General features: G+C 58.9%; 31 protein-coding genes and 2 pseudogenes. 17 read left to right on the top strand and 16 right to left on the bottom strand.

The features are described 5' to 3' along the window. Positions 1 to 857: transposase (locus tag AB4874_RS18930; protein ID WP_368393159.1), on the top strand; the 857-nt coding region annotated here is incomplete at its 5' end. Positions 858 to 1061: 204 nt separating this feature from the next. Here the strand turns inward: AB4874_RS18930 and AB4874_RS18925 are convergent. From AB4874_RS18925 to AB4874_RS18885, 8 genes and pseudogenes are all read right to left on the bottom strand, one after another. After that, positions 1062 to 1475, bottom strand: coding sequence for a DUF6671 family protein (locus tag AB4874_RS18925; RefSeq protein WP_368393162.1), 414 nt, complete (start codon positions 1473 to 1475; stop codon positions 1062 to 1064). Positions 1476 to 1822: 347 nt separating this feature from the next. After that, the gene (gene fnrL, locus AB4874_RS18920; protein ID WP_368393161.1) at positions 1823 to 2539 is read right to left on the bottom strand and encodes a transcriptional regulator FnrL; all 717 of its coding nucleotides are present in this window, start codon (positions 2537 to 2539) and stop codon (positions 1823 to 1825) included. A gap of 580 nt (positions 2540 to 3119) precedes the next feature. After that, positions 3120 to 4192 (bottom strand): annotated as a pseudogene (locus AB4874_RS18915) (IS110 family RNA-guided transposase). Positions 4193 to 4309: 117 nt separating this feature from the next. Beyond that, positions 4310 to 4753 carry a c-type cytochrome gene (locus AB4874_RS18905; RefSeq protein ID WP_368393158.1) on the bottom strand — a complete coding sequence of 148 codons (444 nt, stop codon included), beginning with the start codon at positions 4751 to 4753 and terminating at the stop codon, positions 4310 to 4312. A 25-nt stretch (positions 4754 to 4778) separates the two neighbouring features. Next, a complete protein-coding gene (locus AB4874_RS18900; protein ID WP_368393157.1) occupies positions 4779 to 5024 on the bottom strand; it encodes a glutaredoxin family protein in 246 nt (81 codons plus the stop codon). Continuing rightward, positions 5017 to 5229 carry a CopZ family metallochaperone gene (locus AB4874_RS18895; RefSeq protein ID WP_368393156.1) on the bottom strand — a complete coding sequence of 71 codons (213 nt, stop codon included), beginning with the start codon at positions 5227 to 5229 and terminating at the stop codon, positions 5017 to 5019. Before AB4874_RS18895 ends, AB4874_RS18900 begins: the two co-directional genes overlap by 8 nt. 30 nt (positions 5230 to 5259) lie before the next feature. Then, positions 5260 to 5655 carry a DUF302 domain-containing protein gene (locus AB4874_RS18890; RefSeq protein WP_368393155.1) on the bottom strand — a complete coding sequence of 132 codons (396 nt, stop codon included), beginning with the start codon at positions 5653 to 5655 and terminating at the stop codon, positions 5260 to 5262. Further along, complete coding sequence (locus tag AB4874_RS18885) at positions 5652 to 8174, bottom strand: heavy metal translocating P-type ATPase (RefSeq protein ID WP_368393154.1); 2523 nt, start codon at positions 8172 to 8174, stop codon at positions 5652 to 5654. Before AB4874_RS18885 ends, AB4874_RS18890 begins: the two co-directional genes overlap by 4 nt. Before the next feature lie 249 nt (positions 8175 to 8423). Between AB4874_RS18885 and AB4874_RS18880 the strand changes: the two genes are divergently transcribed. From AB4874_RS18880 to AB4874_RS18865, 4 genes are all read left to right on the top strand, one after another. Then, positions 8424 to 8819 carry a MerR family transcriptional regulator gene (locus AB4874_RS18880; protein ID WP_368393153.1) on the top strand — a complete coding sequence of 132 codons (396 nt, stop codon included), beginning with the start codon at positions 8424 to 8426 and terminating at the stop codon, positions 8817 to 8819. Between the two features lie 50 nt (positions 8820 to 8869). Next, a complete protein-coding gene (locus AB4874_RS18875) occupies positions 8870 to 9202 on the top strand; it encodes a hypothetical protein (protein ID WP_368393152.1) in 333 nt (110 codons plus the stop codon). A gap of 90 nt (positions 9203 to 9292) precedes the next feature. Further along, a complete protein-coding gene (locus tag AB4874_RS18870; RefSeq protein ID WP_368393151.1) occupies positions 9293 to 9727 on the top strand; it encodes a c-type cytochrome in 435 nt (144 codons plus the stop codon). 1 nt (position 9728) lies between these two features. Continuing rightward, positions 9729 to 9905 (top strand): hypothetical protein, encoded by a 177-nt coding sequence (locus AB4874_RS18865; RefSeq protein WP_368393150.1) that lies wholly within the window; start codon positions 9729 to 9731, stop codon positions 9903 to 9905. A 50-nt stretch (positions 9906 to 9955) separates the two neighbouring features. Here the strand turns inward: AB4874_RS18865 and AB4874_RS18860 are convergent, their stop codons facing one another. Then, positions 9956 to 10147, bottom strand: a complete 192-nt coding sequence (locus AB4874_RS18860; RefSeq protein ID WP_368393149.1) for a DUF2127 domain-containing protein — start codon at positions 10145 to 10147, stop codon at positions 9956 to 9958. Positions 10148 to 10339: 192 nt separating this feature from the next. Between AB4874_RS18860 and AB4874_RS18855 the strand changes: the two genes are divergently transcribed. The 4 genes from AB4874_RS18855 (at position 10340) to AB4874_RS18840 (ending at position 13852) form a co-directional block, all read left to right on the top strand. Beyond that, entirely contained in the window at positions 10340 to 10882 is a 543-nt protein-coding gene (locus AB4874_RS18855; protein WP_368393148.1) for a phosphatase PAP2 family protein, read from the top strand. Between the two features lie 184 nt (positions 10883 to 11066). After that, positions 11067 to 11318, top strand: a complete 252-nt coding sequence (locus AB4874_RS18850) for a phosphatidylglycerol lysyltransferase domain-containing protein (RefSeq protein WP_368393147.1) — start codon at positions 11067 to 11069, stop codon at positions 11316 to 11318. Between the two features lies 1 nt (position 11319). Continuing rightward, complete coding sequence (locus tag AB4874_RS18845; RefSeq protein WP_368393146.1) at positions 11320 to 13353, top strand: bifunctional DedA family/phosphatase PAP2 family protein; 2034 nt, start codon at positions 11320 to 11322, stop codon at positions 13351 to 13353. A gap of 109 nt (positions 13354 to 13462) precedes the next feature. Next, positions 13463 to 13852 (top strand): hypothetical protein, encoded by a 390-nt coding sequence (locus AB4874_RS18840; protein ID WP_368393145.1) that lies wholly within the window; start codon positions 13463 to 13465, stop codon positions 13850 to 13852. Between the two features lie 120 nt (positions 13853 to 13972). Here the strand turns inward: AB4874_RS18840 and AB4874_RS18835 are convergent, their stop codons facing one another. Continuing rightward, complete coding sequence (locus tag AB4874_RS18835) at positions 13973 to 14488, bottom strand: plastocyanin/azurin family copper-binding protein (protein WP_368393144.1); 516 nt, start codon at positions 14486 to 14488, stop codon at positions 13973 to 13975. 496 nt (positions 14489 to 14984) lie between these two features. Between AB4874_RS18835 and AB4874_RS18830 the strand changes: the two genes are divergently transcribed. From AB4874_RS18830 to AB4874_RS18820, 3 genes are all read left to right on the top strand, one after another. Continuing rightward, a complete protein-coding gene (locus AB4874_RS18830; RefSeq protein WP_368393143.1) occupies positions 14985 to 15341 on the top strand; it encodes an SOS response-associated peptidase family protein in 357 nt (118 codons plus the stop codon). Positions 15342 to 15558: 217 nt separating this feature from the next. Continuing rightward, positions 15559 to 16293: a DUF4396 domain-containing protein gene (locus AB4874_RS18825; RefSeq protein WP_368393142.1), complete on the top strand. Its 735-nt coding sequence runs from the start codon at positions 15559 to 15561 to the stop codon at positions 16291 to 16293. A gap of 383 nt (positions 16294 to 16676) precedes the next feature. Further along, complete coding sequence (locus AB4874_RS18820; RefSeq protein ID WP_368392989.1) at positions 16677 to 17384, top strand: VIT1/CCC1 transporter family protein; 708 nt, start codon at positions 16677 to 16679, stop codon at positions 17382 to 17384. Positions 17385 to 17866: 482 nt separating this feature from the next. Here AB4874_RS18820 and AB4874_RS18815 read toward each other — a convergent pair whose 3' ends face one another. The 5 genes from AB4874_RS18815 to AB4874_RS18795 form a co-directional block, all read right to left on the bottom strand. Further along, complete coding sequence (locus tag AB4874_RS18815) at positions 17867 to 18319, bottom strand: hypothetical protein (RefSeq protein WP_368393141.1); 453 nt, start codon at positions 18317 to 18319, stop codon at positions 17867 to 17869. A gap of 104 nt (positions 18320 to 18423) precedes the next feature. Then, complete coding sequence (locus AB4874_RS18810; protein ID WP_368393140.1) at positions 18424 to 18768, bottom strand: helix-turn-helix domain-containing protein; 345 nt, start codon at positions 18766 to 18768, stop codon at positions 18424 to 18426. A 104-nt stretch (positions 18769 to 18872) separates the two neighbouring features. Further along, on the bottom strand, positions 18873 to 20405 hold the full coding sequence (locus tag AB4874_RS18805; protein WP_368393139.1) for a relaxase/mobilization nuclease domain-containing protein: 1533 nt from the start codon (positions 20403 to 20405) through the stop codon (positions 18873 to 18875). After that, complete coding sequence (locus tag AB4874_RS18800) at positions 20402 to 20749, bottom strand: hypothetical protein (protein WP_368393138.1); 348 nt, start codon at positions 20747 to 20749, stop codon at positions 20402 to 20404. The genes AB4874_RS18805 and AB4874_RS18800 overlap by 4 nt, the downstream gene beginning before the upstream one ends. Before the next feature lie 469 nt (positions 20750 to 21218). Next, entirely contained in the window at positions 21219 to 21356 is a 138-nt protein-coding gene (locus AB4874_RS18795) for an amidohydrolase family protein (protein WP_368393160.1), read from the bottom strand. Positions 21357 to 21653: 297 nt separating this feature from the next. Here AB4874_RS18795 and AB4874_RS18790 point away from each other — a divergent pair, with 297 nt between their 5' ends. Beyond that, positions 21654 to 21878 carry an AbrB/MazE/SpoVT family DNA-binding domain-containing protein gene (locus AB4874_RS18790; RefSeq protein WP_368393137.1) on the top strand — a complete coding sequence of 75 codons (225 nt, stop codon included), beginning with the start codon at positions 21654 to 21656 and terminating at the stop codon, positions 21876 to 21878. Beyond that, the gene (locus tag AB4874_RS18785; RefSeq protein WP_368393136.1) at positions 21875 to 22261 is read left to right on the top strand and encodes a type II toxin-antitoxin system death-on-curing family toxin; all 387 of its coding nucleotides are present in this window, start codon (positions 21875 to 21877) and stop codon (positions 22259 to 22261) included. The genes AB4874_RS18790 and AB4874_RS18785 overlap by 4 nt, the downstream gene beginning before the upstream one ends. A 90-nt stretch (positions 22262 to 22351) precedes the next feature. Here AB4874_RS18785 and AB4874_RS18780 read toward each other — a convergent pair whose 3' ends face one another. After that, a complete protein-coding gene (locus AB4874_RS18780; protein WP_081847184.1) occupies positions 22352 to 22531 on the bottom strand; it encodes a ribbon-helix-helix domain-containing protein in 180 nt (59 codons plus the stop codon). A gap of 116 nt (positions 22532 to 22647) precedes the next feature. Between AB4874_RS18780 and AB4874_RS18775 the strand changes: the two genes are divergently transcribed. From AB4874_RS18775 to AB4874_RS18765, 3 genes and pseudogenes are all read left to right on the top strand, one after another. Then, positions 22648 to 23157 carry a hypothetical protein gene (locus AB4874_RS18775; protein WP_368393135.1) on the top strand — a complete coding sequence of 170 codons (510 nt, stop codon included), beginning with the start codon at positions 22648 to 22650 and terminating at the stop codon, positions 23155 to 23157. Between the two features lie 144 nt (positions 23158 to 23301). Then, complete coding sequence (locus AB4874_RS18770) at positions 23302 to 24318, top strand: GIY-YIG nuclease family protein (RefSeq protein WP_368393134.1); 1017 nt, start codon at positions 23302 to 23304, stop codon at positions 24316 to 24318. A gap of 84 nt (positions 24319 to 24402) precedes the next feature. Beyond that, positions 24403 to 25282, top strand: a pseudogene (locus AB4874_RS18765) (hypothetical protein); the annotation flags it as partial.

Raw genomic sequence — 25282 nt, 5'->3', positions numbered from 1 at the left:
GGCATCTCCTGCAGAACGCGAGCGATGCGTTTCTGGCCGCCGTCCGTCGAGCAATGCCCGTCATAAGAAGAACGGCCTGCAGCGCTGAACTGGATCCCGGCATTCTGACGGCGGCGGAACGCCTGCAATTCGAAGGCTTTCAACGGCGCCAGAAAACCAACATGCTGATCCAGCGGATGGGGGCCGAAGGCGTGCCCATCAAGCGGATCGTCCGGGTCACTGGTCTGAGCCGGGGCCTGGTTCGGCGCGTCCTGCGCGGCGAACGGGAAGACGTTTTCCGGCTGCGCCAAAGCAGCCTGACGCCTTGGTTCCCGCTGCTCGAACAGCATTGGCAGGACGGATGTCGCAATGGCGCTGAACTCTGGCGCCGGCTGCGAGCGAACGGATTCCAAGGAAGTCTCCGCGTGGTCGGGGAATGGGCCACGCGCCAGCGCCGAGCCGAGGCTGCCATCCCGCACGGCTCAGGCAAAAGTCCTCCAAGCCGCAAGATCGCCCGCATGATGACCTCTGGTCGGCATCACCTCTCGAAGGCCGACAGCATATTCGTCGCGCAGATCGAACATGCTTTGCCGCAACTGGCGCAGGACCGTCGGCTCCTCGACGCCTTTACCTCCATGATCCGCAATGGCGAGGAGAGCGGGCTGGCAGCTTGGTTGGATCAAGCAAAGGCGTCTGGACTGGCAGCCTTTGCGCGCGGGCTCTCCGCCGATCTGGACGCGGTTGCGGCGGCGCTGCGCGAGCCTTGGTCCAACGGCCAGACAGAAGGCCAGATCAACAGGCTGAAGATGTTGAAACGGCAGATGTATGGCGCTGCAGGTATCGACCTTCTTCTGGCGCGCCTTCAGCATTCGGCATGACCGCGCCACAGAAATTGAGTCAGAGCCCAAGATTGACCCCATTATCGGGGTAATCGACGTCCAAAAGTGACCCCCCTGATATTTCTGTTTTGATGCTTCCTCAGATGCATGAGGGAGCGAGTTGGGGATGTTGGTTGTGCAGACGATTGCGAAGATCAGACGTGCGCGCTTCATCCAAGGTAAGTCGATCAAGCAGATATGCCGTCAACTGCGGGCGTCACGGAACACGGTGCGCAAGGTGACCCGCATAACGGTCTGAACGAAAACCTGCTCATCGAAAGAGACAAGCTGTGCCGAATGGCGATTAGTCGTGAAAGCCTCGAAATCCCCTATTCCCTTCGCTATGCATGGCCCGGTATCGCTTGCCCCGGGCTTAATGATCACGCGTTGGGCCGGAAAGCCGATCGGTTCAAGGAAGCCGCGCGCATCATCGTTGGGCGCGAGTGTAACATGGTCATAAATCGGGGCTTCATCGGCCATCTTTTCGGTCAGCTCTTGGCCGGTCCTGCTATCAACGAACGCGGCGACATCAAAATCCGCCGGGATCAGCAGCAGATGCGGATGCGAACCATAAGCTCCCTCGCTCGCAAGACCAAGATCGCACCCCGAGATATCCATGCCAAGCAAGGCCTTCTTGCGCGCCACCTCTTTGATCGTGCCGATCCGGAAATTTCTCCGGTGAAGGTTCCCAAGGCATCCGTGTCGATGTGGTGCGTCAAGACCAGCGAAAGACCAAGCTGCTTCAAAAGAGTCGGCCCAAAAGCCCAGCCCCTGTCGCTAGATGTTGAAGCCCTCAAGAAAAGTCGTGGGTTTCGTCGATTTCAGTGGGCCGGTTTGGGAAACCATCCAGGACCGAACGACCGGTCGAGCTTACCGATCATAATTCGCCGGGCCTATTTCATTGCGATAGATGGCGTGACATGGCGCTCATAGGCGCGGCGCGACCTAATCGGGCACCCGGATTTTCAGATGATCCAGACGCCGGGCGAGTCGCCACCCGCTTCGTTTGCGAGCAGGCCGAAATCGGGCAGGATGACCAAGCGGTTGTCTGTCAGTTCAATCATACCTTCGCGGTTCAGTGCGCTGATCTGACGACTGACGGTTTCAAGTGTCAGGCCGAGGTAATCGGCCATTGCTGCGCGGCTCAGCGGCAATTCGACCTCCATGCGGCCGCCTAGCTGGGAATTGTGTAGCGCCGCTTTGCGTTTGGCGATGATCAAGAGGAACGAAGCGATCTTTTCGCGCGCAAGCTTGCGACCCAGAAGCAGCATCCAGTCGCGCGCGGCGTCCAGTTCGTCGAGAGACATCTGGAGAAGCCGGTGGGCGATCTGCGGCGTTTTCTGCATCATCTCGTTGAAGGGCTTATGGCGAAAACAGCACAGCACGAGCTTGCTGACGGCGGCTGCGTTGAATGCGGCGGTTTCGCGCCCTGGTCTGCCCAGAAAATCGCCGGGCAAAAGCAGCCCGACTATCTGCGCGCGGCCATCTTCCGTTATACGAGTCAACGTCGCCGCGCCGGACACCACAGAGGCCACGAAATCCATGCGGTCGCCTTCACAGGTGATCAACTGACCGGGCTCGAAGCTGCGATAGAACTTCATAGACTCGAGCTGGCCCAGATCATCCCATTCGGATTGGGCGCAAACTGCTCTATGGCGAACGGGACACTGTTCGCATTTCATGTCTCTGCCTCCATCATTCGGGGCCAATTTTTTCTTATTTTGAACCAATTAGTTCTCTCATATTGCATGCACCAGCTTATCCCCGAGGGGCCCATTTGACAACCAAAGGTTGCGATTTACCGTCGCGTCGGACTATCGCTGCCTGGCCCGGTCCCGCATCGAAATTAGGGCCAGGACCGGGCGGCTAGCTTCGCCGGCGAGGCTCGAGCGGTATGCATCTCGTGCCGTAAGGGGGCAAAAATCAAGCGTATGCGCCGGTCGGAAATAGCCTTGCCTGGAGGACCAGCGGAACCAACATTGCTCCCGAAGATATCTTCGAAGCGCTCGACACCTTTTTCCGCCATTCGGATAACGTTCAAGCGTGGTGTTTAAGGCAAAGATGGCGGCAGTGCGGCCCACCGACGAGACTTTTCAACATTTAGCGTCAGGGGCTGGCCCGAAAACCGCCTCTTTGCCATGCATCGTGGCCATGACCGCGACGCAGCCTCGCAGGGGGCAATCGATCATGCGGCCCGCACCAGAGGCGGCTGTGCCGCTGCGACCTGTCTTCCGCTCCGACGTCCTCGCGACCTACGCTCGCTTACGCTGCCGTGGCCGGAGCCTGGTAGACGCCACCCCGGGCCATACGGGCCCAAACGATGCGCGCCATTTGCTTCGCCAGCGCCACCCGCACCAGCATCGGTGGCTTGCGTGTCAGCATCCCGCCCAACCACGTGCCGGGCTTGGCGGCAGCATGGACATGTCGCTTGATGATGACGCTGTTGGCGCCGATGATCAGCAAGCGTCGCAAGGATCGCTCGCCCATTCTAGTGGTGGTGCCGAGGCGTTGTTTCCCTCCGGTTGAATGCTGCTGTGGCACCAGACCCAGCCAAGCGGCAAAGTCTCGTGCCTTGCGGAATGTCTCCGGTGGCGGGGCAAGGACCGCGATAGCCATGGCGATCAGTGGACCAACGAACGCCCGGCACCGTCATCAACCGTCGAGCAACGTCATTCTCTTTGGCTCGCCGCGCAATCTCGGCGTCGAGCTTCGCGATCTCCGCCCTCAGATGTAAGAGAGCTGAAACGAGCACCTGAAGCGTGGGAATGGCATCGACAGGTAGGGCGTTGTCCGCGTCCTCGACGATAGCGATCAGTTTCGAGGCGTTGGCCGCGCCCTGCGGCACAATCTGGCCAAACTCGGTGAGATGGCCGCGCAAGGCATGGATGTCCTGCGTGCGCTGCCGGATCAGCAACTCCAGGACACGGAAGATCATTGCCGCTCCCTGCGTTTCTTTGCTCTTCACCGGCACGAAGCGCCCTCTCGGCGATGCAGGCATCGCCTGCCGGGTCACACATCGTCGGGCGCACGGCTGCTTCGCAAATCGCTTCTGCATCGGCAGCATCGTTCTTCTGGCGCTTCACGAAGGGTTTGACGTAGGCAGGCGGGATCAACCGAATGTCATGGCCCAGCTTGCCGATCTCTCGTCCCCAAAAATGAGCACCGCCACAGGCTTCCATCGCGACGACACAAGGGGGCAGCTGGCTGAAAAAGTCCAACACCTGCGACCGCCGCAGCTTTTTGCGCAGAACCGCTCGACCAGCGCCATCGGCTCCATGGGCTTGAAACACATTCTTTGCCAGCCTATCGGCGATTGCTACGCATTCGCCTGTCAGCCAACGGATCGAGCCCGACCGTGATAATCTCCGACATGACCGCTCCCCTTTGTGGATCCTCAAAGACCCACCTTGGCACACAGATGCCGTCGGGGGGGCGCTTACATCATCAACGCCCTAGCCATGCAAGCTTTTCAGATAGTCGATGATGCTTTGCACTTGCTTTGAGTTAAGACTGCCGCGCCATCTGGGCATCGCGGGGTCGAGCGTCTGGCCTTTCGCATCAACGCCTGTCAGGATCGCCCGCGCGAGTAGAGTGTCGTTGTCGTGATACATTTTTTCCAAGCCCGGCGCGCGCAGATCGGAACTGACAGCGCCCCCAACCTTCATCCCGCCCGTTCCGCTCTCACCGTGGCACGACGCGCAATCCTGCTGATATAACCCTTGCCCTCCCGTTGCAGCTGCGGAGCCACCCGAAGCGCCTCCCATCCCCATCGTGCGGCCACCCGCCATCATGCCGTGGCCTCCGCCCATCATTCCTTGGGCGCGGGCTGGCGCTAGCGGAAGGGTGGCCAAGGCGCCGATGAAGCCTCCGCAATACAAAATCGACTTGAGTTTCATAGAGGTCTCCTGTCTCAAACTGAAGTCAGCTCGCCCGACCGAATGCCACTTCCAAGCGCGCCTTCTGGGCGGCAAAGGTTCCGTAAGACGCTTCGCCATCAATGACGGTGATGGGCGCGACGCGCACGCCGTAGCGTGATTTCGCTTCGTCGGCCAACCCGGGGCGGGACAGGTCGCGCTCCTCGAACGCGACACCCTGCGCGTCAAGATAGCGCTTCACCGCGGCACAGTCGGGGCAGCCCGGGCTGGTGTAGACGATCACTTCAGGCATGGGCCTGAACCTCTGCCTCGTAACCTTCCTCCTGCACCGTCGCGATCAGGGCGGCCGGATCGGCTGACCCGGTCACCACGGCTGAGCCGGGCGTCAATGTTACCTCGGCACTTTGCACGCCCGAGACGGCCTCAAGGGCTTTCGTGACGGCGCGCATGCAATGATTACAGGTCATGCCCGTGATTTTCAGGTTCGTATTGTTCATCTTTCATCTCCTTTGACGGTTTTCGATGTTTCAAGCAGCCAGCGTGTCAGCCACCCGTCTCAGTTTGGTTGCCACCTCATGGCCCAGACGATCGACATCGGGATTGCCAACCATTCCCAGCACGGCGGCAGGATCCATGAACAGCACCGTCGTTTTGCCGTCCGTCTCTTCGCGAACAACGACATTGCACGGAAGGAGCGCACCTATATCTGGCTCAGCCTCAAGTGCCTGATGCGCAAATTTCGGATTACAGGCGCCAAGAATGACATAGGGACGATGATCAAGATCCAGCTTGGCCTTGAGGGTGGCTGCCACGTCAATGGTCGTCAGAACGCCGAAATCTTCTTCTTTCAACGCTTCAGTCACGCGCTCGACGGTTGCTTTGAACCCTTCGGGGCTGGATACGGCGAATGTGAATTGGCTCATTTTAGATCTCCTTTTGGGATTTGTGATGATTGGGATGTCTGCGCATTATGGAACGCGCCAAGGCGGCGCAGCCGCAGGCTGTTGCCCAGCACGAAGACCGACGACAGCCCCATGGCAACGCCGGCCACCATCGGGTTAAGATGGATGCCGAAGGGGGCGGCGAGCCCAGCGGCAATCGGGATCAGGATGATGTTGTAAAAGAACGCCCAGAACAGGTTGCTGCGTATGTTATTCAACGTGCGCCGCGCCGCATCCAGCGCCGTGATGACCTCGTCAAGCTGTCCCCGTGTCAGGGTGACATCGGCCGCCTCGATGGCAATATCTGTCCCGGTTGCCAGCGCGATCCCGACATCGGCTTGCGCCAACGCGGGCGCGTCATTGATACCATCTCCGACAAAGGCCACCCGGTGGTTCTTCTGTTGAAGGTCGGTCACGACCGTCGCCTTGTCTTGCGGCAAGACCTCGGCATGAACGTCCTTGATGCCAAGCTGGTCGGCGACGGCCCTAGCAGTTGCCTTTGCATCCCCCGTTACCATCGCAACGTTCACGCCGCGCGCGCGCAGGGCCTCAACCACTGAGTGCGCTTCGGGTTTGACCCGATCAGCGATGGCGAACAGCGCCAAGGCTTCGCGATCGGCGGCAACGTAGATCACGGTGCGCCCCGCGCCTTCGAGCTCGTGGGCCTTATCGACGAGGTCATCAAGGGCAACACCTTCAAGCTCCATGAAACGGCGCGCGCCAACGCGCACCAGTTTGCCGTCGATGCGCCCCTCGATTCCGTTACCAGCGATGGCGCGAAAATCTGTGACCGCGGGAAGATCAAGATCGCGTTCATTGGCCGCAGCAACGATGGCGCGGGCGAGCGGGTGTTCTGATGCGCCCTCCAACGCGGCCGCAAGGCGCAGCGCGTCGCCCGGTTTGGGTTCGACCCTATCGACCAGCACAGGCCGCCCCTCTGTTAGGGTCCCGGTTTTGTCAAACAGCACCGTATCCACATGTGACAGGGTCTCGAGCGCTTCGCCCTTACGAAACAAAACCCCCAGTTCCGCTGCGCGACCGGTGCCGACCATGATCGCCGCAGGCGTTGCAAGCCCCATCGCGCAGGGGCATGCAACCACGAGCACCGCAACCGCCGCAACCAGTGCCTCGCTGATATTGCCGCTGATCAGCATCCAGGCGCTAAAGCTTAGCACCGCGATTATCAGCACGATTGGGGTAAACACCCGCACGACCCGGTCAGCCAAACCTTGAATCGGAAGCTTGCCGGTTTGCGCGCTTTCAACAAGCTTGATGATCTGGGCCAGCACCGTATCACTGCCAACCGAGGTTGCCTCGACGACCAGCCGACCATCCAGATCGACCGTGCCTCCGACAACATCGTCTCCTGCAGTTTTCGCGACCGGAAGGGGTTCGCCCGTGAGCATCGATTCATCAAGATGGGCGCGACCTTCGACGACACGGCCATCTACCGGCATGCGTTCCCCCGGGCGCACAACGAGACGATCACCGACCCGAAGTTGCGCGACGGGCACGTCGTGTTCCATTCCCTGCTCATCCAGCTTGCGCGCGGTTTTTCCCTGCAACCCTACGAGCTTTCGGATGGCCGCAGACGTTCGTCCTTTGGCGATTTCCTCAAGATACTTTCCCGCCAGCACTGCAGCGATCACCACGGCTGCGGAATCGAAATAGACGTGACGTGCCTCGGGCGGGAATAGGCTGGGAGCCAGCAAGACTGCGGTGCTGTAGATCCAGGCCGCGCCGGTGCCAGTAGCCACAAGCGAGTTCATATCCGGAGAGAGGTGGCGGTAGGCGATCAAGCCGGGCCGGAAGAAGCGGCGTCCCGGCCAGAACATTACCACGCTAGCAAGCGCGAACTGCACCCATTCCCAGAATCCCGTGAAAGGACTGAGCGCAGTAAGTGCTCGATCAAAGCTGGGGATGAACGTCCCGCCCATGGCCAAGACGACAATCGCCAATCCGAGGATGCCCGCAATCGCCAGATCCAGCCCCATCGCACGCAATGAGGCGCGGCGTCGCTCTGCCTGGGTCTCGCTCGCCTCTGAGGTGTCAGCGATCGGATGAGCTTCGTAGCCAGCATCGCTCACCACCGCCGCAAGCGCATCTGCATCCGTCATGGCAGGCAGAAAAGTGATTTTTGCGCGTTCGGTGGCAAGGTTTACGCTTGCATCAATTACGCCGGGCGACTTCGTCAATGCGCGCTCAACCCGACCCACGCAGGACGCGCAGGTCATACCCTCAACAGCCAGTTCGATCTCTGTGCTGATCGGCGTGTAACCGGTCTCGCGGATGGCCGCGACGATCTGGTCCGTCGAGATTCTTTTGGGGTCAAAATGCAGCTCAGCGCGCTCTGTTGCGAGGTTCACCCCGGCGCCCGAAACGCCTTCCAGCTTATTCAAGCCACGCTCCACGCGGCTGCTGCAAGACGCGCAAGTCATGCCCTCGACATCGACGGACAGTGTTTCAAGAGCGCTTGTTTCGTTGTTGGTTCTGGCGCTCATGTCCATGCGCGTTCTCCTGATCGAGAGCTTTGAACATCGGCATCTGCCGACATCTTTAGGCAGAGATAGGGGTTCCAGTAGGTGGAGGCTCAAGGGGCGAAAATGGATGTTGGACGATTCAAGCGCCTTTTTGCGCTATATTCACGGCGTGTTGATGCAATAGCACCTGCGAGGGATGCAATCATGCAAGCGTGACTTTGCCTTCCAGCTACTAGAGGGTTTATCTTGCCGCTCAGGAGGAATGTTCAGATGAATATCGGGACCGCCGCGACGCAGACCGGGCTGCCGGTCAAGACCATCCGCTATTACGAGGAAATCGGCCTCGTCACGCCGGACCGACGCGCGAATGGCTATCGCGATTTTTCTGCGGCTTGCGTCGAGCAGTTGCGGCTTTTGGCGCAGGCGCGTCACCTTGGCTTCTCGCTTGAGGAATGTCGTCGCCTGCTCGTGTTGAGTGCCGACGAGGACCGCGCAAGCCGCGACGTGCGCGCGCTTGCGCAACAATATCTGGAAGCGGTGCGCGAAAAGATCGCGTCTCTCACCGCATTGGAGGGGCAGCTTGAAGGGCTCATCGCGCAATGTCACGGCGACGATGCTCCCGATTGCGCGATCCTTGACGAACTGATGGGCCTACGCGGCGATTGACAGGCGCGCGCAAGCCCACCAGATATGGATAGGGAGAAGCGGGAGCAGACATGCGCAAGGCGCTGCATATCTTCATGTTCGGGCTGGTCGCGATGATGGGCCTGTCGCAGTTGGGTGCGCCCGCTGCGGCGATGACCCATACCCGCGCGATGGACGCGCTCACCATGGCAGATTGCACGGCCTGTCCCGATGGGCATCACGCGGGTCAACCCGCGCAGGACATGCCCTGTCCGCATGCGGAAATGCTGGTCTCGGCCACTCTCACCTTTTCGCCCGAGCTCTCTCTGAGCCGAGCCGATCTGTCTTTGCCGCTGCGGCCCGCCGACATACCGGCCCCACCGGCGCATGAGCCCCAGCTCGACCTGCCACCCCCCCGCATCTGATCGATCAAACGTTCGCACGTCCTGCGCCTGCGCGCGCGGACCCTGTTTCACGCGCCCGCGAAGGCGCGTCTGATCGCATTGGATATCTATATGAAGACCTACATACTCTACGCTGCGGTGGCCGCAGCGATCGCCGGGGGCGTCTGGCTGTCGCTACGCCCTGACCCCGCCACCGAGGCAGAGGCCGCGACGCCTGCACAAGGCGCTGCGCTTGTCGCCATCAGCCTTCCCGAAACCCTCTCTGCGCAGGCCGTCATGGGCAAGCGCGCCTTCGAGTCGACCTGCATCACCTGTCACGGCAAGAACGCGACCGGCAAGGCGGGGTTCGGACCGCCACTGGTGCACAAGATCTACGAGCCCTCGCATCACGGCGACATGGCCTTTCTCGCTGCGGTTCAAGCAGGCGTGCGCGCCCATCACTGGCGCTTTGGAAACATGCCGCCGCAAGAGGGCCTGACCCGCGCCGACACCGCAAATATCGTCACTTACGTGCGCGAATTGCAGCGCGCCAACGGGATCAACTGAAATGCAGAACTTCAAACCGACCCGCCGGGCCATTCTTGGGGTCGCGGATTTCGCCAGCGGCATGCCCGGTTTCGCCGGAACCCTCAATGATGGCGAGATCCTCGATATTCTCGGCTTCATCCGCTCAACTTGGCCAGACCGAATGCAAGCGGTGCAGGCCGCCCGCGACGGGAATTGAAGGGGAAAGTTAAACTGTCAGAACCGCAAGATTGGTTGCGCCTTGGCTTGCTAATCTTGGGACGGGAGTGGCTTCGGTCCCTTGATCGACCAAAAGCTTCTTTGCAGCAACCCAACGATCAAGGCAGCTTTGATCAGCCCTTGGCTGATCAGGTAGAGAGTATAGAGGGCCCGGGTCGATCCGCTCTGTTGCTGTGCCGCGTTCATTATGTGCGTGGCGACGAAGTTGCGAGGATTTTCCATCAGCGGCTCCTGTGATAGAAGATCACCCAATGAAGCATCGCCGGCACGGAAACGAGCTAGAACACAAGTCCGCCAGCTATCTCGGTCAGCGCGTGCAATCCCTTCAAAGTGACACTAACATTTCAGGCTTGATGGATGCGGTCCTCAATGACTTGCATTCCGTGATCAACCTCGTGCAATGAAAGGCAGACAATGGACGTCGCGATTACCCAGTGGATCAACTCCTTTGCAGGCCAAAACCCTCTCTTCGATCCCATAATGATCGCGATCACGAAAGTCGGGGTGCCCTTCATTGTCCTGATGGTCGTCTTACAATGGTGGAGCCGGGAAGATCGGCAACATGTGCGTCACGTCGCGATCTGCGCCGGGCTTGCCTTCCTGCTGGGTCTTGCGATCAACCAGGGTGTCCTTCTCTTCATTCACCGTGTGCGCCCCTATGACGCTGGCATGTCGCATCTCCTGATCGCGAAGAGTGCAGACTGGTCGTTCCCATCCGACCACGCGACGGCCTCGATGTCGGTCGCGATGACCTTTGCTCTGCAGAAGCTACCGCGACGGACGCTGGCGTTCTTCGCCATGGCAATTTTAGTCTGCCTGTCCCGCGTCTATGTCGGCACCCATTACCTTTCCGACGTCTTGGGCGGGGCTGCTACTGGGATCGTCGCTGCCATCGCTGTTCGTCTGCTCTACCGGGAGGACAGCAAGCTTGATCGTTTCGCGACAAGCATCCTTTGACAAGGAGTTAATCTTCGCCGGGGCGTCTGAAGAACGATCTGTGCAATGTCTTGTCCAAGAATGAGGATCAGTCTGACCCGGTTTATCGAGCTCCACCTGACTTGTAGAGCCGAACGCTGGGCTTTCCGGTCGCTCTTTGGTGCGTGCGGCGACGGTCTGCTCTCTGATCTTCGCGGACGTTTGCGTGAACCGCGGCGAACGTCCACTTTCTGATCGCCCTTCAGCGCATATGCCAAGCCAGTTCGGAAATTTGATTTTCCGTCATGGTGCGGCGTTTTACAACTTTGAGGGTCTGCGCCGCTTCAAGAATAAATTTCGCCCTGACTGGCAGCCGCGCTATGTCGCCTTGCCTCCGGGGGGCTCGCCCTATTTCGAAGTGGTAGAGGTCGCCATGCTGATCTCAGGCGGCGCACGTAACCTGATCGCGAAGGACTGACATGCTGAGTTCAATTCACGAGATACTGCCCTCTCTCGCCGCGCTTGGCATCCTTGGGTATTGGATCATCGGCGCGGCGACGGCGCTTGAGGCGTTCTTGCTGACCGGAATTTTTGTGCCCGGCACGCTGATCGTGGATGCGGGCGGGGTGTTGGTGCAGCAGGGGATGCTCGATTTCTTTGATCTCGCATGGTTCGTGGCGATTGGCTCAATCCTTGGCGGGGAGGCCAGTTTCTGGCTTGGTCGCCGCGCGCGTCGCGGCATGCTGGGGCGCTGGAATGTCGAGGCCATGCCCGCCTTCGCACGCGCCCAACGCCTATTTGCCAAACGCGGCGGGTTTGCCTTGGTGCTGGGGCGGTTCCTTGGCCCGGTTGCTGCCTTCGTGCCCTTTGCTGCCGCCATCGCAGGGATGGAGACTCGCCGGTTTCGCATCTGGAACATTGTGAGCGGCTTTCCCTACGCGCTGGCCCATCTCGCCTTTGGTTATGGCTTGGGCAGTGGTCTGTCGCGCTTTAGCCCGATGATGACGCGCGCCGCGCTATTCGTCGCGGTGCTGTCGGTGCTGGCAGCGCTGCTGTGGTGGACGCTGCGCCAGTTGGACCGCACCTTGCCCCATCTGCTGGCGATGGCGGGCGGGGTGATGGATGAGATCGCGCGCCATCCGCGCATTGATAGCTGGGGCGCACGGCATCCGCGCATCGCGCAGTTTCTGACCCGGCGTCTTGACCGGACCCATTTTACCGGGCTGCCTGCGACGGTGCTGGGCGTGGCCTTTGCCTATCTGGCGGCGCTGTGGCTTGGATTGGCCTTTGATTTCGTGCGCGCCGAGCCGATTGTGCAAATCGACGCACGGCTGGCGCAATTGATGCATCTGTTCTGGACGCCAGCGCTGATTCAGGTTTTCACCTGGATCACAGCACTTGGCGATACGCGGCTGGTGGCGGCGGTTCTGGCGCTGGCGGTGCTGTGGCTGGTGCTGCTGCGGCGTCCGGGCCTGTTGGTCGGCTTGTTGGTGGCGCTCGGGACCGATCTGATTTCGGTCGTCGCGCTTAAGACGGCGTTTGGCCGGCCGCGCTCGGCGCTTGGGTATTTTACCGAGACTACGGGCAGTTTTCCATCCGGCCACGCCACGCTTTCGGTCGCCTTTTACGGCATGCTGTTCTACCTGCTCTGGCGGTTGGGACGGATGGGGGCGGTGATGGCCGCCTTCCTTGCCACCCTCGTCGCCGGTCTGATCGGGCTGAGCCGCCTCTATCTGGTCGAACACTATCTCAGCGACGTTCTGGCGGGCTGGGTGCTAGGCGGGCTGTGCCTGATTTCGGGGATCGCGGTGGCGGAATGGATGATGCACGGGCGCGCCGCACCGAAGGTGCAGCCCCTAAACTGGCACAAGATCACCGCGCTGGTGGTGTCGCTTGGTCTGATCGCCTATGCGGGGCTGCGTGTGAGCGATTACTCCAAGGCGCTCAACCCCTCCCCCGCGCTTGGGGGCAATGTGCAGATTAGTTCGGCTGTCGGACTTTTTGGCGACCACACGCTGCCCGCAACGGCCCATACCCTGTCCGGAGAACGCAAATTTGCGATCAACATCGCCTTCTGGGCCAAAGATCAGGCACAATTACGCGGGGCGCTGACGGCGCAGGGTTGGACGCTGAGCGCCGCGCCCTCGCTTGGCGGGCTGGTGAAAACCGCGATCGGCGATATGCGGGATCGCTCGGGGGCCGGGGATGCGTTGGCGCCGCTCTTTTGGAACACGCTGCCCAATGATCTTGCCCTCAGCTTGCAGGGCAAGACTTCTGAGCTTGATCAGCCGCGTCTAAGATTGTGGTCCACGCGGTTCATCCGGCCCGAAGGCATCCGGCTTTGGGTGGGCACGCTGACGCGCGATGACGGGTTTGATCTGGAAGACGCCATACCCGCGCCCGACCTTGCAAGCGCGCTTGCCAAAGGTCTGATCGCGAAAGGACTGGCAGTCAGCGCTGGAACGCTAACGCCAGTCGGTCAGCCGGCCATTGCGTTGATCGATTTGCGCTGAAAGCAGCGGTTCTTACAAAAGCGAAAGATCGCCGCGAAACTCTGACACCTCTGATCGGGTATTCCTTTCGCCACGATGCGCTACGCATCGCGTGTGAATGGAGCCCCACATGAGAAATCTTCTTTTGTCCGTCGCCCTGATCACGATACCCGTTGCGGGATTTGCGTTGGTCGAGACGGTTAAGCCGACCGGCCCCTCGACTTCAGCCCCGGCGGGCTTGGGCGATCTGTCGAGCTATGAGCAGATCGTCACCGACACCCAGACAATCGCCCAAACCGGCGATTTGGCCGCCGCCAAACAGCGGATCACTGATCTTGAGACGCTGTGGGACGACAACGCCGCCGCCCTGCGCAAGGCCGATCCCGGCGCCTGGAGCGCGATTGACAGCGTGGCGGCGGAACTCAAATCATCTCTGGGTCGAACCAGCGCGACTACGATCCTCGGCGTTTCAACGTGGTGTTATGGCTCGACTAATTCTTGTTCTTGTATTTCGTGGTGACCCAACTGCTCATACCCACCAGCTATCACGCTGGTTCAGGAGATGCCCCCCCTCAAGCCATGTGCGCAACAAAGCCATGATGACGTTGCTGATACGTTGCTCCGATAGTTGTGATCGGGATTACTCCACGTGGAGCAACGTCCACATGCCCATGACGTAGTGGCCAGGGATGTTGCAGTAGAGGATGTATTCGCCCGGCTTCAGCGTCACCGTCAGCGAACCACTCTGGCCGGGGTCAAGTTCCGATACCTCGCCAAGATGGCCAGCCTTATCTTCGTCTACCCGCATCTCATCTTTGTTGTAGGGCAGCTCTTCGGTCGCACTTTGGATCGGTGCCACGATCATCTCGTGCACAGTCCCCTTGGAGTCGTTCTTCACTTCGAATGTGACCTTGCCCGCAGAAACGGATGAGGGCTTCGCTGTGACCCCCATCGTCGCCTGCTGGGTCAGTTCGCTGGCACCAACCATGTTAAAACCCATAGGCGGGACGCTTCCTAGGTCGTCCATCGAATTGTCACCCTTGTCCCACAGTGAAACCTTCACGGTGGTCGTCTCTGTGGCCATTGCGGGCGTGATCGCCAACGCCGGCAGGGCCGCCAAAGCGAGGACGATAGCGGTGCGTCTCGTGATTTCCATGTTCCTCTCCCTTCAGTCTTCCTAGTATAAAAAAGAGATATCCCTTTAAAAAAATGACCTACTTGATCCAGGTCATGCATCACGTAGAAGTGACACGTTAGCCAAATGTGCTTAGCCTGCGGCGCTTGTCAGAAGACCTCCGCTGCGCTTGGAACGAATGTCTGTCCCTCTAATTGAGCGTTTGGGTCATCCGATCTGAGCGACTTGACCGTCCGTCGTCCAGTCCGGCAGGTTGTACGCTGGATCTGGCGCGATGAGAAGGCCTGAAACCATTTGCGACGTCTACAGCAACACGACGACGCAGGAAGCAATGCGCGGGCTCTTCAGCGGCCTCTCGGATCGTGTGGGCAACCTCGCGCTGGGGAAATTTTGCCCCGATCAGTTAGCGCCCATCATCCGACACTCAGATGGCAAATTAGAGTTGGTCACGGCGCGCTGAGGAAGGCCCTCGCCGCCCTCAGTGCTCAAGACGCAGCGTGACCCGGGCGTGCCAAACGTGCGCAACCTGAAATCGCCGCATTGGCGGCGCTGGCTCGGTCCTGAGCATCGTTGCCTTGAGGCAATTACGGCCTTCGCCGAGCCAGTCAAAGGCGGCAACCAGTGGTTCGGACCGGCTGATCCGGGCATCACGATGTTCTTCGCCGGGATCGAAATCTGCGGCTGGCGATCGGTGCGCAAGCTGAAACATGGTGAAACCGAAGACGACCTCTTTGCCTTCTTAACCTGCCCACCCAATGCCGAGGTGGCCGCCGTGCATCCCAAGGCGATGCCGGTGATCCTGACCAGCCCAGAAGAGTGGCAAGCTTGGTCGAGTGTTCCAGTCGAGACTGCGACAAATTGCAAAGGCCCCTAACCCGCGGAACCCCAAGGTGGCATGCCGGACCAAGAACCTATGTCGTCTGCGATTTTAGCTTGGGGCACCTCAGGAAAGCTTTCAAAATCAACGCTCTGACTCGCAGGATGCGGCTACTCGGTTTTTGGTTGCGAATGTCATGGGGAACCTCGTGTGAGATCAATAGTTGTGATGGGAAAAGATGCTCTATCACACTATCGCAATTTTGGAGTTAATCATGATACCTGACTGGCTGCAGATACTATCCTTCATCTCTTTGATTTCTGGTGCAATTTCCGCACTCGTAATCGCTTGGGACGAGGCGAAGGCCCCCCAGCATATGTGGATCATGAATGTGGTTTGGCCCGTCGTCGCGCTGTTTGGATCGGTGATCGCTCTCTGGGCCTACTTTTCCTACGGGAAGCTTGCTGCTCACAGCAAAATGCATCCAGCGATGGAGAAGGGTGAGACGCCCCCAAATAAGAAATACACGCCGTTTCCGATGATGGTGGCGAAGGGCACATCACACTGCGGCAGTGGCTGCACGCTTGGGGATATCATCGCCGAGTGGTTGCTATTTTTCGTTCCAGTGATCGCGACTTGGTTTGGCTGGAAAACGCTCTTTGCCGATAAGATTTTCGCCGCGTGGATGGTAGACTATTTCTTCGCGCTCGTGATCGGCGTGGCCTTCCAGTATTTCACGATTAAACCCATGAGGGACCTCTCCGTGAAGGAGGGCATCATCCAAGCGATCAAAGCAGACGTCCTCTCACTGACCTCATGGCAGATCGGGATGTATGGCTTTATGGCCATCGCGCATTTCTGGATCTTCGCGGACCTCCTCGGCACTACGCTTGAAGTGAACAGTGTTGAATTTTGGTTCATGATGCAGATCGCCATGTGGTGCGGGTTCGTGACCGCTTACCCGGTTAACTGGTGGCTGATCGAAAAAGGCGTCAAGGAGAAGATGTAACTTCACTCCGCTCGGATCTTTGGAATAGCTCGACATCCGCGACCTCAGCATTCCACACCGTCTGGAGAAAGGACGTCATGATCAATCCAAAGACCACGGCTAAGTCCCGCTTTGCAGCCTCATAGGACCAAATTCATGCAGCGCCGCGCATGAACCGCTAGAGCGGGCTGACTAGGGTCAACTGTCGCGGCACTGAGAATGGGCAGGCAGAGGTCCAAAGCGAAAGTTTGAACGCCGCACTACCGCAGGACGGATCCGAGCCCAAGTTTACCGTGTTTGGCTAGTGCTCATATGCCGATTTTGCAGATAGCTAAGACAGTGTTTCGAATATATAAGCAACCGATATGGAAATGTGCATTTGCCCATTCTTGACGGAGATCACGATGAGCTTACCCTACAAATCTGCGCATGAAGAATTGCACTACATCAATCGCGCAGGTTGGCTGCGTGCGGCTGTTTTAGGTGCCAATGACGGCATCGTTTCAGTTTCATCGCTGATCGTCGGCGTTGCAGCTGCAGACCCCAGCCCAACGGCTATTTTGGTGGCTGGTGCTGCCGGGCTTGCTGCAGGTGCTATGTCGATGGCCGCTGGCGAGTATGTTTCGGTCAGTTCGCAGTCCGATGTCGAACGCGCTGACATCGCTCGCGAAAAACAAGCCCTCATCGACACACCAGAAGCGGAAGAAGCGGAACTGGCATCGATCTATCAGTCACGGGGACTGTCCCTCGAAACCGCGGCCTTGGTTGCACGGGAGTTAACTGTCAAAGATGCACTCGGCGCTCATGTGCGTGACGAGCTTGGACTGTCCGAAGTGCATAGCGCAAATCCATTGCAGGCGGCGCTTGCCTCTGGACTTACGTTTACGGTCGCAGCAGCACTGCCGCTCGCCGCCGCCATTTTTGCGCCAAGCGATAGGATTATCCCTACCGTCGTTATTACGACCTTGATATGCCTAGCAGGCCTAGGTGCCTTAGGTGCCCAAGTCGGCGGAGCACCAAAACTGCGCGCAACAGCCCGCGTATTATTTTGGGGCGCGGCGGCTATGGCCATCACTTCCGTTGTCGGAAAAATCTTTGGCGTGAGCGTTTAGGCATAGGTGGATTTGCCGGGAGCGCGGCCGTTGCCTCGTTTCTGGCGAGATCTCACTCTGTCCCACGTTGCCAACCTTGGCACGTCAATAATGCTGCGCCACGCGTGAATGGCCGGTTCAGGGAAGTTGCGGCGCGGAACGACCTGCTCCGGAGAACGGCTGCTTCTCTAATTGGGCGTTTGGGTCAAGCTCGTTTTCCTTCTTCCTCGTGGATCATTGTCACTCATCCGGGTCACCCCATGCAAAATCCGATGCCCGCTCGACTTCATACGTCCGGTTGGCGACGTGCTGGTAGAATGCCATCGAACATGCCCTGTCCGATGTGAAAAGGTCATGCCATACGATTTAACCTACTTTCGACTGCGTAATCGCCATTATGTATTCGAAAATTGCCACCTCTACCTTTCGGCGTGACTCCCAAGGATGACCGCCGACACCAGTATCTCGGGAGTCCGAACACAATCGAGCTGTTCCAAAACGACCTAAAGCCTTCCAACTCGCCAGTCGCCGCGATACCCCCTACTCAGATGCGCCGCGACGATCTGAAACCCGCTTTGCGGCCAGCCATCCCCTTTTGGCGTGTCGACAAAGAGTAGTTCCGATACGCCAAAGCCGTGTTCTTCGAGATCGCGCAACCTCGCTTTCGTCGTAATATTCGTCAATGGGGCAAGCCAGACAATATTATCCGCAACCCGCATCGCATGCTGGGTAAACACCCTGACTTGCGACCAGGGTGGATTTGTCATCACCCAATCCACCCTCTCGTCCCAGGTGAAAAAATCGCGCCCCTCAGAAACTTCGCACCAATCCCGCTCGAGATGACTGGGAAACTGGTTGTAGAAGGCCCCTTCCCCGCGCGATGGATCAAGAATTTTACCCGACATGGCATGCGAGAAATGCACAATAATCACGCGCGCAAGCGCGGGCTGCGTCATGACGATATCGTGTTCCGAGCCGTTCGATGCCGGGATCAGCGGGCGCCCCTTCTCAGCGGCGCTTGTCTGCAACAGTTTGCGAATTCGAAGAACCGCAAGCATTTTTAGCAGCGTCGGAACGCGACCCACGAAGGTCTTTTCAAGATTAATGATTGTGAGACGGCTGAAACCAACGCGGCGGGCCAGTTCGGCCTGCGAAATCTTGAGAAATTTGCGGCGTTCACGAAGCGTCTCAACAGCACTCTCGGCGCTTGGGCCCAGGCCCAGCGCAGATCAAGCACCGCCAAAACAGCTGTCAGTGAGCGGATGGTGCCTTGGCTAGTCTCCAACTCACGCAATGTGGGAATGCTGATGCCCGCACGCTTGGCGACCTGCGCTTGCGACAGACCAAGCATGCGGCGTCGATCTTTCAATATCCAAACCAATGACATGATAAAAAATCTTTCCATCCAAGCGCGCTCAATAGAAAGAAAAGCAAACTATGCATAAGGGCGGATATCAACGCGCATCCAAGGCGGGTGCTTTTAGATTGGGGACGCGGCGATTGCAGATCTTACCAACCCGGACCCGCAAAATCGTCGTCGGGATCGGACGTGGTCTCATCGGGCTCAACGCTTACCTCGTGATCCGCTAAACCATCGCAGGCGGTTTCGATTTGGTTTTCAACATGCGCGTCCGATCGTTCTTGGGCGTCAACCTCCAGATGATCGTTTCGATAGGCACGTTCAAACGCACTCGCTTGCTCGCCGGGGCGGACTATCTTCACCTCGCGTCCAAACACGCGCGTTACGGACCCATCTGCCCAGAGGACGTCGAGAGCAGTTTCCCCCGGCGCGGCATGCCAAACCTTGGGGCGCAATCCTAGCTCGCGACACACGCCAAGGGCTTGGCGCAAGATATCCCCAAGTGTTAGCTGCGGATCGGTGCCAAAATATCCAACAGCTCCCTCAACATTCTGTTTTGCTCTGTCAAAAGCGTGTCGGTCGCGCTTTGAGTTGCGTCCGATTTCTGCTCCAATATCTGGTTGAGGCGTCCCTCTACTTTCGTCAGCCGCGCTTCCACCGCCTCCTGCGCTTTTGCTTGTGCTTCCAACACGGCCATCAGCCGCTCGACCAGACCCTGCTCCTCCCCCTCGGGTTGGTTCAGCAGGTCCAGAAGCGGGAACAGTCTGATGATGTGCGAATCCATGTTCATCAACTGATCGAGCAACGCCTTTGAGGGCTCGGGCCATTCCCATGTGGCCATATCGTTTTTTGAGGTCATCAAGTCTCTCCAAAATGTGGTTAAGGGGGTGACGCGCGGCCCGCAGCGCCCGTGACAAATCCAGGCGCGCGCGGAGGTCTCGCAAGCCGCGCGCCAGTTTCAGCCGTTTAAGAACAAAGCGCGGCTCCCATGCCAGACCCAAATTGCTGGAGTTGATTTCCACCCCGGTCTTCGAGATCCAGAAATGACTGCGCGATCCGTGTCGGTTTTCCCGCACCTCATGACGATATCCAAACTCCGGGCCCGCCATATGCGCCGCGAGGATTTCAATATCGCCCGGCTGCACCCGCAAAAAAATCTGTTGTAATGCCGCATGTAGGTTACGCGTGTCAGGCGAGGTCAGGTTGCGCTTTGGTGTAATCGGATCGAGCGTCAGCACCTGAGGTGAGAAATACGCTGGCACCTCAAGTCCGATCATGCGATTGATTTTTTGATGTATGCGATCGAGCACATGGCGCTTCTTTTGCACGACCAGATTATGCCCGCTGAAGTCGCTCAGCGACACCGCGACATGAACGTGATCGCAATTTGAATCCTCGTGACGCCCCGCAATCCAGGCCGTCCGATCGGGGATCACGCCAAGCTCTTCCAAGGTTAGCTCAACGATCTTGATCCATCGCGCGTCATCGGCGCGCAGCCCCTCAGGCAGCGACAGGGTCATGTGCAGAATTTGCCTACCGCGGCGCAAAAGATCGAGATCGTCACAGACCTGCCCTGGCGTCAGAAACGGCAAGGTGCCTCCGACGAGTTTTGCGCCGCGACGAAAGACATAGTCTCGCGCGGCCGTTGCGTCAGCGTGAAATTTCAGGAACGGCCGCGTCACCGAACCGTCCTGCGCAATGCTTCAAGAAATTCTTCGATCAGCCACTCGGCCTGCGCCTTGTTGACTGCCGTTTTACGACCATTCGCCAGCGCGCGGATCTCGTTAAGCAGCTTGCCCAAGCGCCCCAATTCGGGCGCGCCATCGTAAGATTGATCCTCAATATAGTTCAGAACGGCCGCGGCCAGAAAGGCAGACTGCGTCGTATGAGCGGAACGTCGATACGCCTTTTTGATCTGCGCCGTCTGCTGCGAAGTCACTGAAAATTTAAACTGCGTGCGCGCCGCCTCGGGCGCGCTTTCCGAAGCATTCGCATCTGTTGAGGGGGTCTCATTCAAACCAGCCATCCGACACCTTTCTATTCTCGCGAGCCCATAAATTTATTCATCTCAATACTCGGGGCGATCAACGCACGGGCGCCCTAAAAACAATATAGTTTCTGAGCGCGAAAATTTCACAATCAAGAATGTCTGTGTTGCGAGAAAAATGTGGATAACAGGTCATCCCGAGCAGCCTGAAAGCGCATCAACCGGCCTCTGCCGACAGGCTCGATAACATCCTGAAATGGGACCATTTTCTTTCAGGTTCTAACCTAACCGGAAATCTGGGCTTGAAGGGTGGGCATAATCGCATTACGCAACGCGCTGGCGACGCTGCCTCACATGCCCAAGCTGCGAAGGTGGAGATCAACGATCGTGGCGGGTTATTGTGGCAGCGCCCACGGAAATTCGAGTGCATTCCTAGACCGGGCAATTGGCGGAACGTCGCGGGAAATGCTTGCCGGCTTGCGCGATGTATTTGAAGCGGCCCAGACGCTCAAGGATTGGTGTCTACCCCTCCCAAAACACGGCTCAAATCATCATTCAGGTAAACGAAATCTGCCGGTGCGCCGGGATTCAAATGACCGATATCCCTCGCCAAACCGATAGCCTCGGCTGGGGCCCGCGTCGCCATTGCCAGGGCTTGAGCACGCGTAAGGCCGACGTGGCGATGCATATCGAGATGGCTTGCGGTAGCGTAATATCAGCGCCCGCCAGCGTCCCGTCAGCAAGCGTCAAGTGAACTTCGCGGCGCTCGATGGTGCGGCCATTCAGCGTGAAATGGCTTAGATCCGTTCCCGCTACCGCCATAGCGTCAGTTACCAAGAACAAACGCCCCGGTCCGGTTTTCGCGCGCGCGGCCAAGGCCGCGTCAAGTCTTGCCCCGCAACTCCTTCTGCCGTATATACATATGAGAATACAGGGGCCGCCGATGATTGAAACGAAAATCCGTAAGGTTGGCAATTCCGCCGTCATGACATTGACGACAGAAATGTTGACCATGCTTGATGCCAAGGAAGGCGATACGCTTTTCGTGGTGCGCGGAGACGATGGCACCCTCAAAATTATGGCCAATGACCCCTCGGTGGCTGCCGCTTTAGAGGCTGCGGAAATCGTGATGGACGAAAACCGCGATCTGCTTGCAGCATTGGCATGAGCGAACCCGTCTGGGTTCCCCTCGCCGCCGTCATCATCATCCACGACCGACAGATTTCAAGACACGGTGGCGCGGCGGGATTGCGTGACAGAGCGCTGCTTGAGATTGGTTGCGCGCGGCCGGTGATCCTTGCTGCTTATCGAGATTCAGGGCCGGACCAGATTGCAGCCGCCTATGCGCTCGGCATCGCCAAAGCGCATGCCTTTGTAGACGGCAACAAGCACACGGCGTTCGTGACCGCCCTTACCTTTTTACGCCTCAATGGCTATGCGTTTCGTCCCGATCCGGTCGCAGGCGTCGCGATGATGGAAGACCTCGCGAGCGGGCGCATCAATGAGGAAGGCTTTGCCGCCTGGTTGCAATCGGGTCTGTTGCCAATCTGAAACCACAGTCTTTAAGGGGGCCAAATCTTGCATATCGGGCGCATCATCTGTAGGCGCGTTTGCGCCCGAAAGCCGTCCTAGCACAAGCGCCTAGCCTTCCGTTCCTTCAAGCCATTGCGCCAAAGCCCGCCGGATCATTTCTGGGCGGGATGGCAAATCGTCTTCCAGTTTTCTCCGTTCGTCGAGCGCCTGAATCATTTCCCTGGAAAGCCGGAGGTTTACCGGTTCTGTATCGACCCTCGGTCGCCCTTTTTTCGATTTTTTTTCCATGACACCGAATCTCCACTTGATTTATTTGTTTAATGGTGCCACATTAAGCGAGCGAAGGCAAGAGCAGCAACTCTCACCCTCGCTCTAACCAGCCTATCTCGGATAAGGAGACAAACATGGCTAACGACACGACTATCACGCGTTTTGACGCGAATGAAGACACTTCCCGCTACACCCCGTCGCCGATCTCGACGCAATTCTCGAAGTTCCTTGGGCAGTTTGCCGACTGGATCGAGAAGGAGCGCGACATCGCAGATGTGAACGTCTGGGACCCCGCCTTTTCTGGCTGGCTGCGGGATGCGGAACTGGCGCAAGAGCGCGTGACCGGTGCGTTGAGCGCCCTCATCAAAGAGGCTCCGACCCGCCCGTCCGACAAACCTCTCAAGCTGGCAGCCTATCTGGTGCATCTTACCATGTGCTCCGAATGCCCGGGCGAGGTTGCGCGGTTTGCAGATGTCGCGCGGCGCAAGGCGGATCACTTTCTGATGGCCGAAGACAGCGCAACCCACCGCCGCGTGAACGCGATGATCCGGACCGCATTGACGCTGTTTGAGAGCTTTGTCGCGCTTGATCTCGTAGGCTATGCGCCGGGCGATGATCTCGACACATGGGCGCCCTGCCCCTGATCTCTTGAGAGACTAGACAGCCACTTCGTATCGCTTCCTCACCGGACGCGTCAGCGGTGGCATGTCCTGCGGCTCTCGCCGCCGACCCTTCGGTCGCGCCCTGTGGCGCGCCGTATCCCCCTATTCATCAGGAGATCTGGCTATATGACCCAGCATAATCCGCACGCCCCCGCTCCCAAATCGCTCATCATCGGCGATGTCGAGTATCCCATCTATAACGGAACCATCCACGCCCACTGGGCGGATGCCGCGACAGCCAAAGGCTACCGCATCGTGGCACGCGTCAAGAACAAGGACCACCTCGCGCTCGAATGTGCGACCTGTGGCGGCGTTCACATCAGTCGGCACTCCGTTGTGCTGAGCGCCAATCCGGAATGCCCGCACTGCATCAAGGCCCGCCGGCGCGCGCAATCCAATGCCGCTGGGCTTAAAATGCTGCGCCGCGATCCTAGGCATCGCCATTATGCGTTTTATCGCGCGCCCTGTGGTCATGAGCTGCGCCGCCAGTTTACGTTCGTCGAACGCGTGGCGCGTGGTGAGGTCGCGCATCGGTGCGAGATCTGTCAGAAAGCCCGCGAGCAGGCAGAAGCCAAGGCCCAAGGTTGGACTCTCATCAGTGCCGATCCCAAGGGCAATGACAACTATCGCCTTTATCGCCACACTGATGGCTGCGGTGCCACGGCCCGCGTCGCGCGCGTGAACATGCAGACCGGCCGCTTCACCTGCCCCGGCTGCGGCGAAAGCTGGTCGACCGAGCCGAGCTATCTTTATGCAATGCGCTTTGAGTTGAAGCCCGGCAAGTTTGTCATCAAGCTCGGTTATTCGCGCGACCCCGAAAGCCGCCTCCAACATCAACTGGCGCGCTCGCGCGACCTTCCGCGCGTGCTGTTGCGTAAGATTCCGATGCGCTCGGGCCGTTACGCTCAACTCATGGAAAAGCGCCTGCACAAGCGGCTTGAGCGGCGCTATCCCGCAGAGCTTGTTCCGCGTCACGAGTTCATCAACCTGCTCAAGGTGAAATCCGAAATTTATCGCCCCACCCTTGAAACGGTGATCTTGCGTGAGTTGAAGCGCCTTGAGCGCAAAGAAACCCGCTCCGCTGAACGCAGCCAGATGAAGCGGCGCGCCCGGCAGGCCCGGATCCGCAAATCCCGGCGCTAAAGGCGCAAGCCCCTGCCTTTGCGATCAAACACGCGGCCCCGCTTTCCGGGGCCGCCTCTCCCCCCATGCCTTATGAGGCCCGCTATGACCCAATTCGATTTCTCCCCTAGCTGGTGTCCGCTCGCGCTCTCTGCCATCCGTCGCCTGCAAGCCGAGAAAGAGGCCAAGCAGCCCGCCAAAGCCGCGCAAACAGATGCGTATGACGACTTCGACATGCTTATCGATGACACCCCCTTCGATCTTGAAGCCGAGCCGCCTGAAACAACGGCGCAGGAAGACGGATCTGACACGGGAAGCATCAAAGAAGAGACGTCAACGCCCCCGCTCGATGGGCTCGCAGACAGTAACATGCCAGCAAAATTCCTTGGTGCGCGGGATCTTGCGCTGACACTGCGGCTGGCGGCAACTTTTGGAACGCTGGAGCGTGTCGCAGATGTGACCAAACCCGGCGCGCTGACGGTGCTGCGCGGCTGCACGCTGGACGAAACACCCGATCTGACACGCATCCTGGGCCGGGGCTTTCTGCCTGATGGCAGCATCCGCATTGAAAAGCCGGGACACCGTCGATCAGAGCAACCGGCATTGACGATCCTGACTTTGGAGAACGATCAAAAGAACGCCCCTCTGGCCAATCTCGCTGATGCGCTGGCATCCTCAGACCGGCCCGTTCTGCTTTATATGCCGGTCGGCACGCGGCTGCCCGAGGCGGTCACAGCCAACCTGCCCGCACCCCTAAAATTGGTCGCACTGGATCGCCACCTCACGCTGGTTCAGCTGCATCTGACCTATCCCGGGGACCTTGATCTGGCCGCCCTTTGGGACGCCCTGCCCGATGATGCCAGCCTCGCCGCGTTGCCCGAGATCACCCGCATTATGGCTCTGCGCGCGCCAACAGCTATGGCGGCGGTCGAACGCCTCGTGGCGGCTGCGGCCCCGCCCCGTCGGAGCACTGTTCCGCGTCTGG

The organism is Thioclava arctica, assembly GCF_040892615.1.
Lineage (GTDB): Bacteria > Pseudomonadota > Alphaproteobacteria > Rhodobacterales > Rhodobacteraceae > Thioclava > Thioclava arctica.
The sequence above is the reverse complement of the archived record's forward strand: the minus strand, read 5'-3'. Positions and strand labels throughout refer to the sequence as shown.

Coding starts and splice junctions, on each gene's coding strand:
- AB4874_RS18925 (WP_368393162.1), bottom strand. CDS start 1,475: ATGGATATCTCGGGGTGCGATCTTGGTCTTGCGAGCGAGGGAGCTTAT.
- fnrL (WP_368393161.1), bottom strand. CDS start 2,539: ATGAAATGCGAACAGTGTCCCGTTCGCCATAGAGCAGTTTGCGCCCAA.
- AB4874_RS18905 (WP_368393158.1), bottom strand. CDS start 4,753: ATGAAACTCAAGTCGATTTTGTATTGCGGAGGCTTCATCGGCGCCTTG.
- AB4874_RS18900 (WP_368393157.1), bottom strand. CDS start 5,024: ATGCCTGAAGTGATCGTCTACACCAGCCCGGGCTGCCCCGACTGTGCC.
- AB4874_RS18895 (WP_368393156.1), bottom strand. CDS start 5,229: ATGAACAATACGAACCTGAAAATCACGGGCATGACCTGTAATCATTGC.
- AB4874_RS18890 (WP_368393155.1), bottom strand. CDS start 5,655: ATGAGCCAATTCACATTCGCCGTATCCAGCCCCGAAGGGTTCAAAGCA.
- AB4874_RS18885 (WP_368393154.1), bottom strand. CDS start 8,174: ATGAGCGCCAGAACCAACAACGAAACAAGCGCTCTTGAAACACTGTCC.
- AB4874_RS18880 (WP_368393153.1), top strand. CDS start 8,424: ATGAATATCGGGACCGCCGCGACGCAGACCGGGCTGCCGGTCAAGACC.
- AB4874_RS18875 (WP_368393152.1), top strand. CDS start 8,870: ATGCGCAAGGCGCTGCATATCTTCATGTTCGGGCTGGTCGCGATGATG.
- AB4874_RS18870 (WP_368393151.1), top strand. CDS start 9,293: ATGAAGACCTACATACTCTACGCTGCGGTGGCCGCAGCGATCGCCGGG.
- AB4874_RS18865 (WP_368393150.1), top strand. CDS start 9,729: ATGCAGAACTTCAAACCGACCCGCCGGGCCATTCTTGGGGTCGCGGAT.
- AB4874_RS18860 (WP_368393149.1), bottom strand. CDS start 10,147: ATGGAAAATCCTCGCAACTTCGTCGCCACGCACATAATGAACGCGGCA.
- AB4874_RS18855 (WP_368393148.1), top strand. CDS start 10,340: ATGGACGTCGCGATTACCCAGTGGATCAACTCCTTTGCAGGCCAAAAC.
- AB4874_RS18845 (WP_368393146.1), top strand. CDS start 11,320: ATGCTGAGTTCAATTCACGAGATACTGCCCTCTCTCGCCGCGCTTGGC.
- AB4874_RS18840 (WP_368393145.1), top strand. CDS start 13,463: ATGAGAAATCTTCTTTTGTCCGTCGCCCTGATCACGATACCCGTTGCG.
- AB4874_RS18835 (WP_368393144.1), bottom strand. CDS start 14,488: ATGGAAATCACGAGACGCACCGCTATCGTCCTCGCTTTGGCGGCCCTG.
- AB4874_RS18825 (WP_368393142.1), top strand. CDS start 15,559: ATGATACCTGACTGGCTGCAGATACTATCCTTCATCTCTTTGATTTCT.
- AB4874_RS18820 (WP_368392989.1), top strand. CDS start 16,677: ATGAGCTTACCCTACAAATCTGCGCATGAAGAATTGCACTACATCAAT.
- AB4874_RS18815 (WP_368393141.1), bottom strand. CDS start 18,319: ATGACGCAGCCCGCGCTTGCGCGCGTGATTATTGTGCATTTCTCGCAT.
- AB4874_RS18810 (WP_368393140.1), bottom strand. CDS start 18,768: ATGGAAAGATTTTTTATCATGTCATTGGTTTGGATATTGAAAGATCGA.
- AB4874_RS18800 (WP_368393138.1), bottom strand. CDS start 20,749: ATGGCTGGTTTGAATGAGACCCCCTCAACAGATGCGAATGCTTCGGAA.
- AB4874_RS18795 (WP_368393160.1), bottom strand. CDS start 21,356: ATGGCGACGCGGGCCCCAGCCGAGGCTATCGGTTTGGCGAGGGATATC.
- AB4874_RS18790 (WP_368393137.1), top strand. CDS start 21,654: ATGATTGAAACGAAAATCCGTAAGGTTGGCAATTCCGCCGTCATGACA.
- AB4874_RS18785 (WP_368393136.1), top strand. CDS start 21,875: ATGAGCGAACCCGTCTGGGTTCCCCTCGCCGCCGTCATCATCATCCAC.
- AB4874_RS18780 (WP_081847184.1), bottom strand. CDS start 22,531: ATGGAAAAAAAATCGAAAAAAGGGCGACCGAGGGTCGATACAGAACCG.
- AB4874_RS18775 (WP_368393135.1), top strand. CDS start 22,648: ATGGCTAACGACACGACTATCACGCGTTTTGACGCGAATGAAGACACT.
- AB4874_RS18770 (WP_368393134.1), top strand. CDS start 23,302: ATGACCCAGCATAATCCGCACGCCCCCGCTCCCAAATCGCTCATCATC.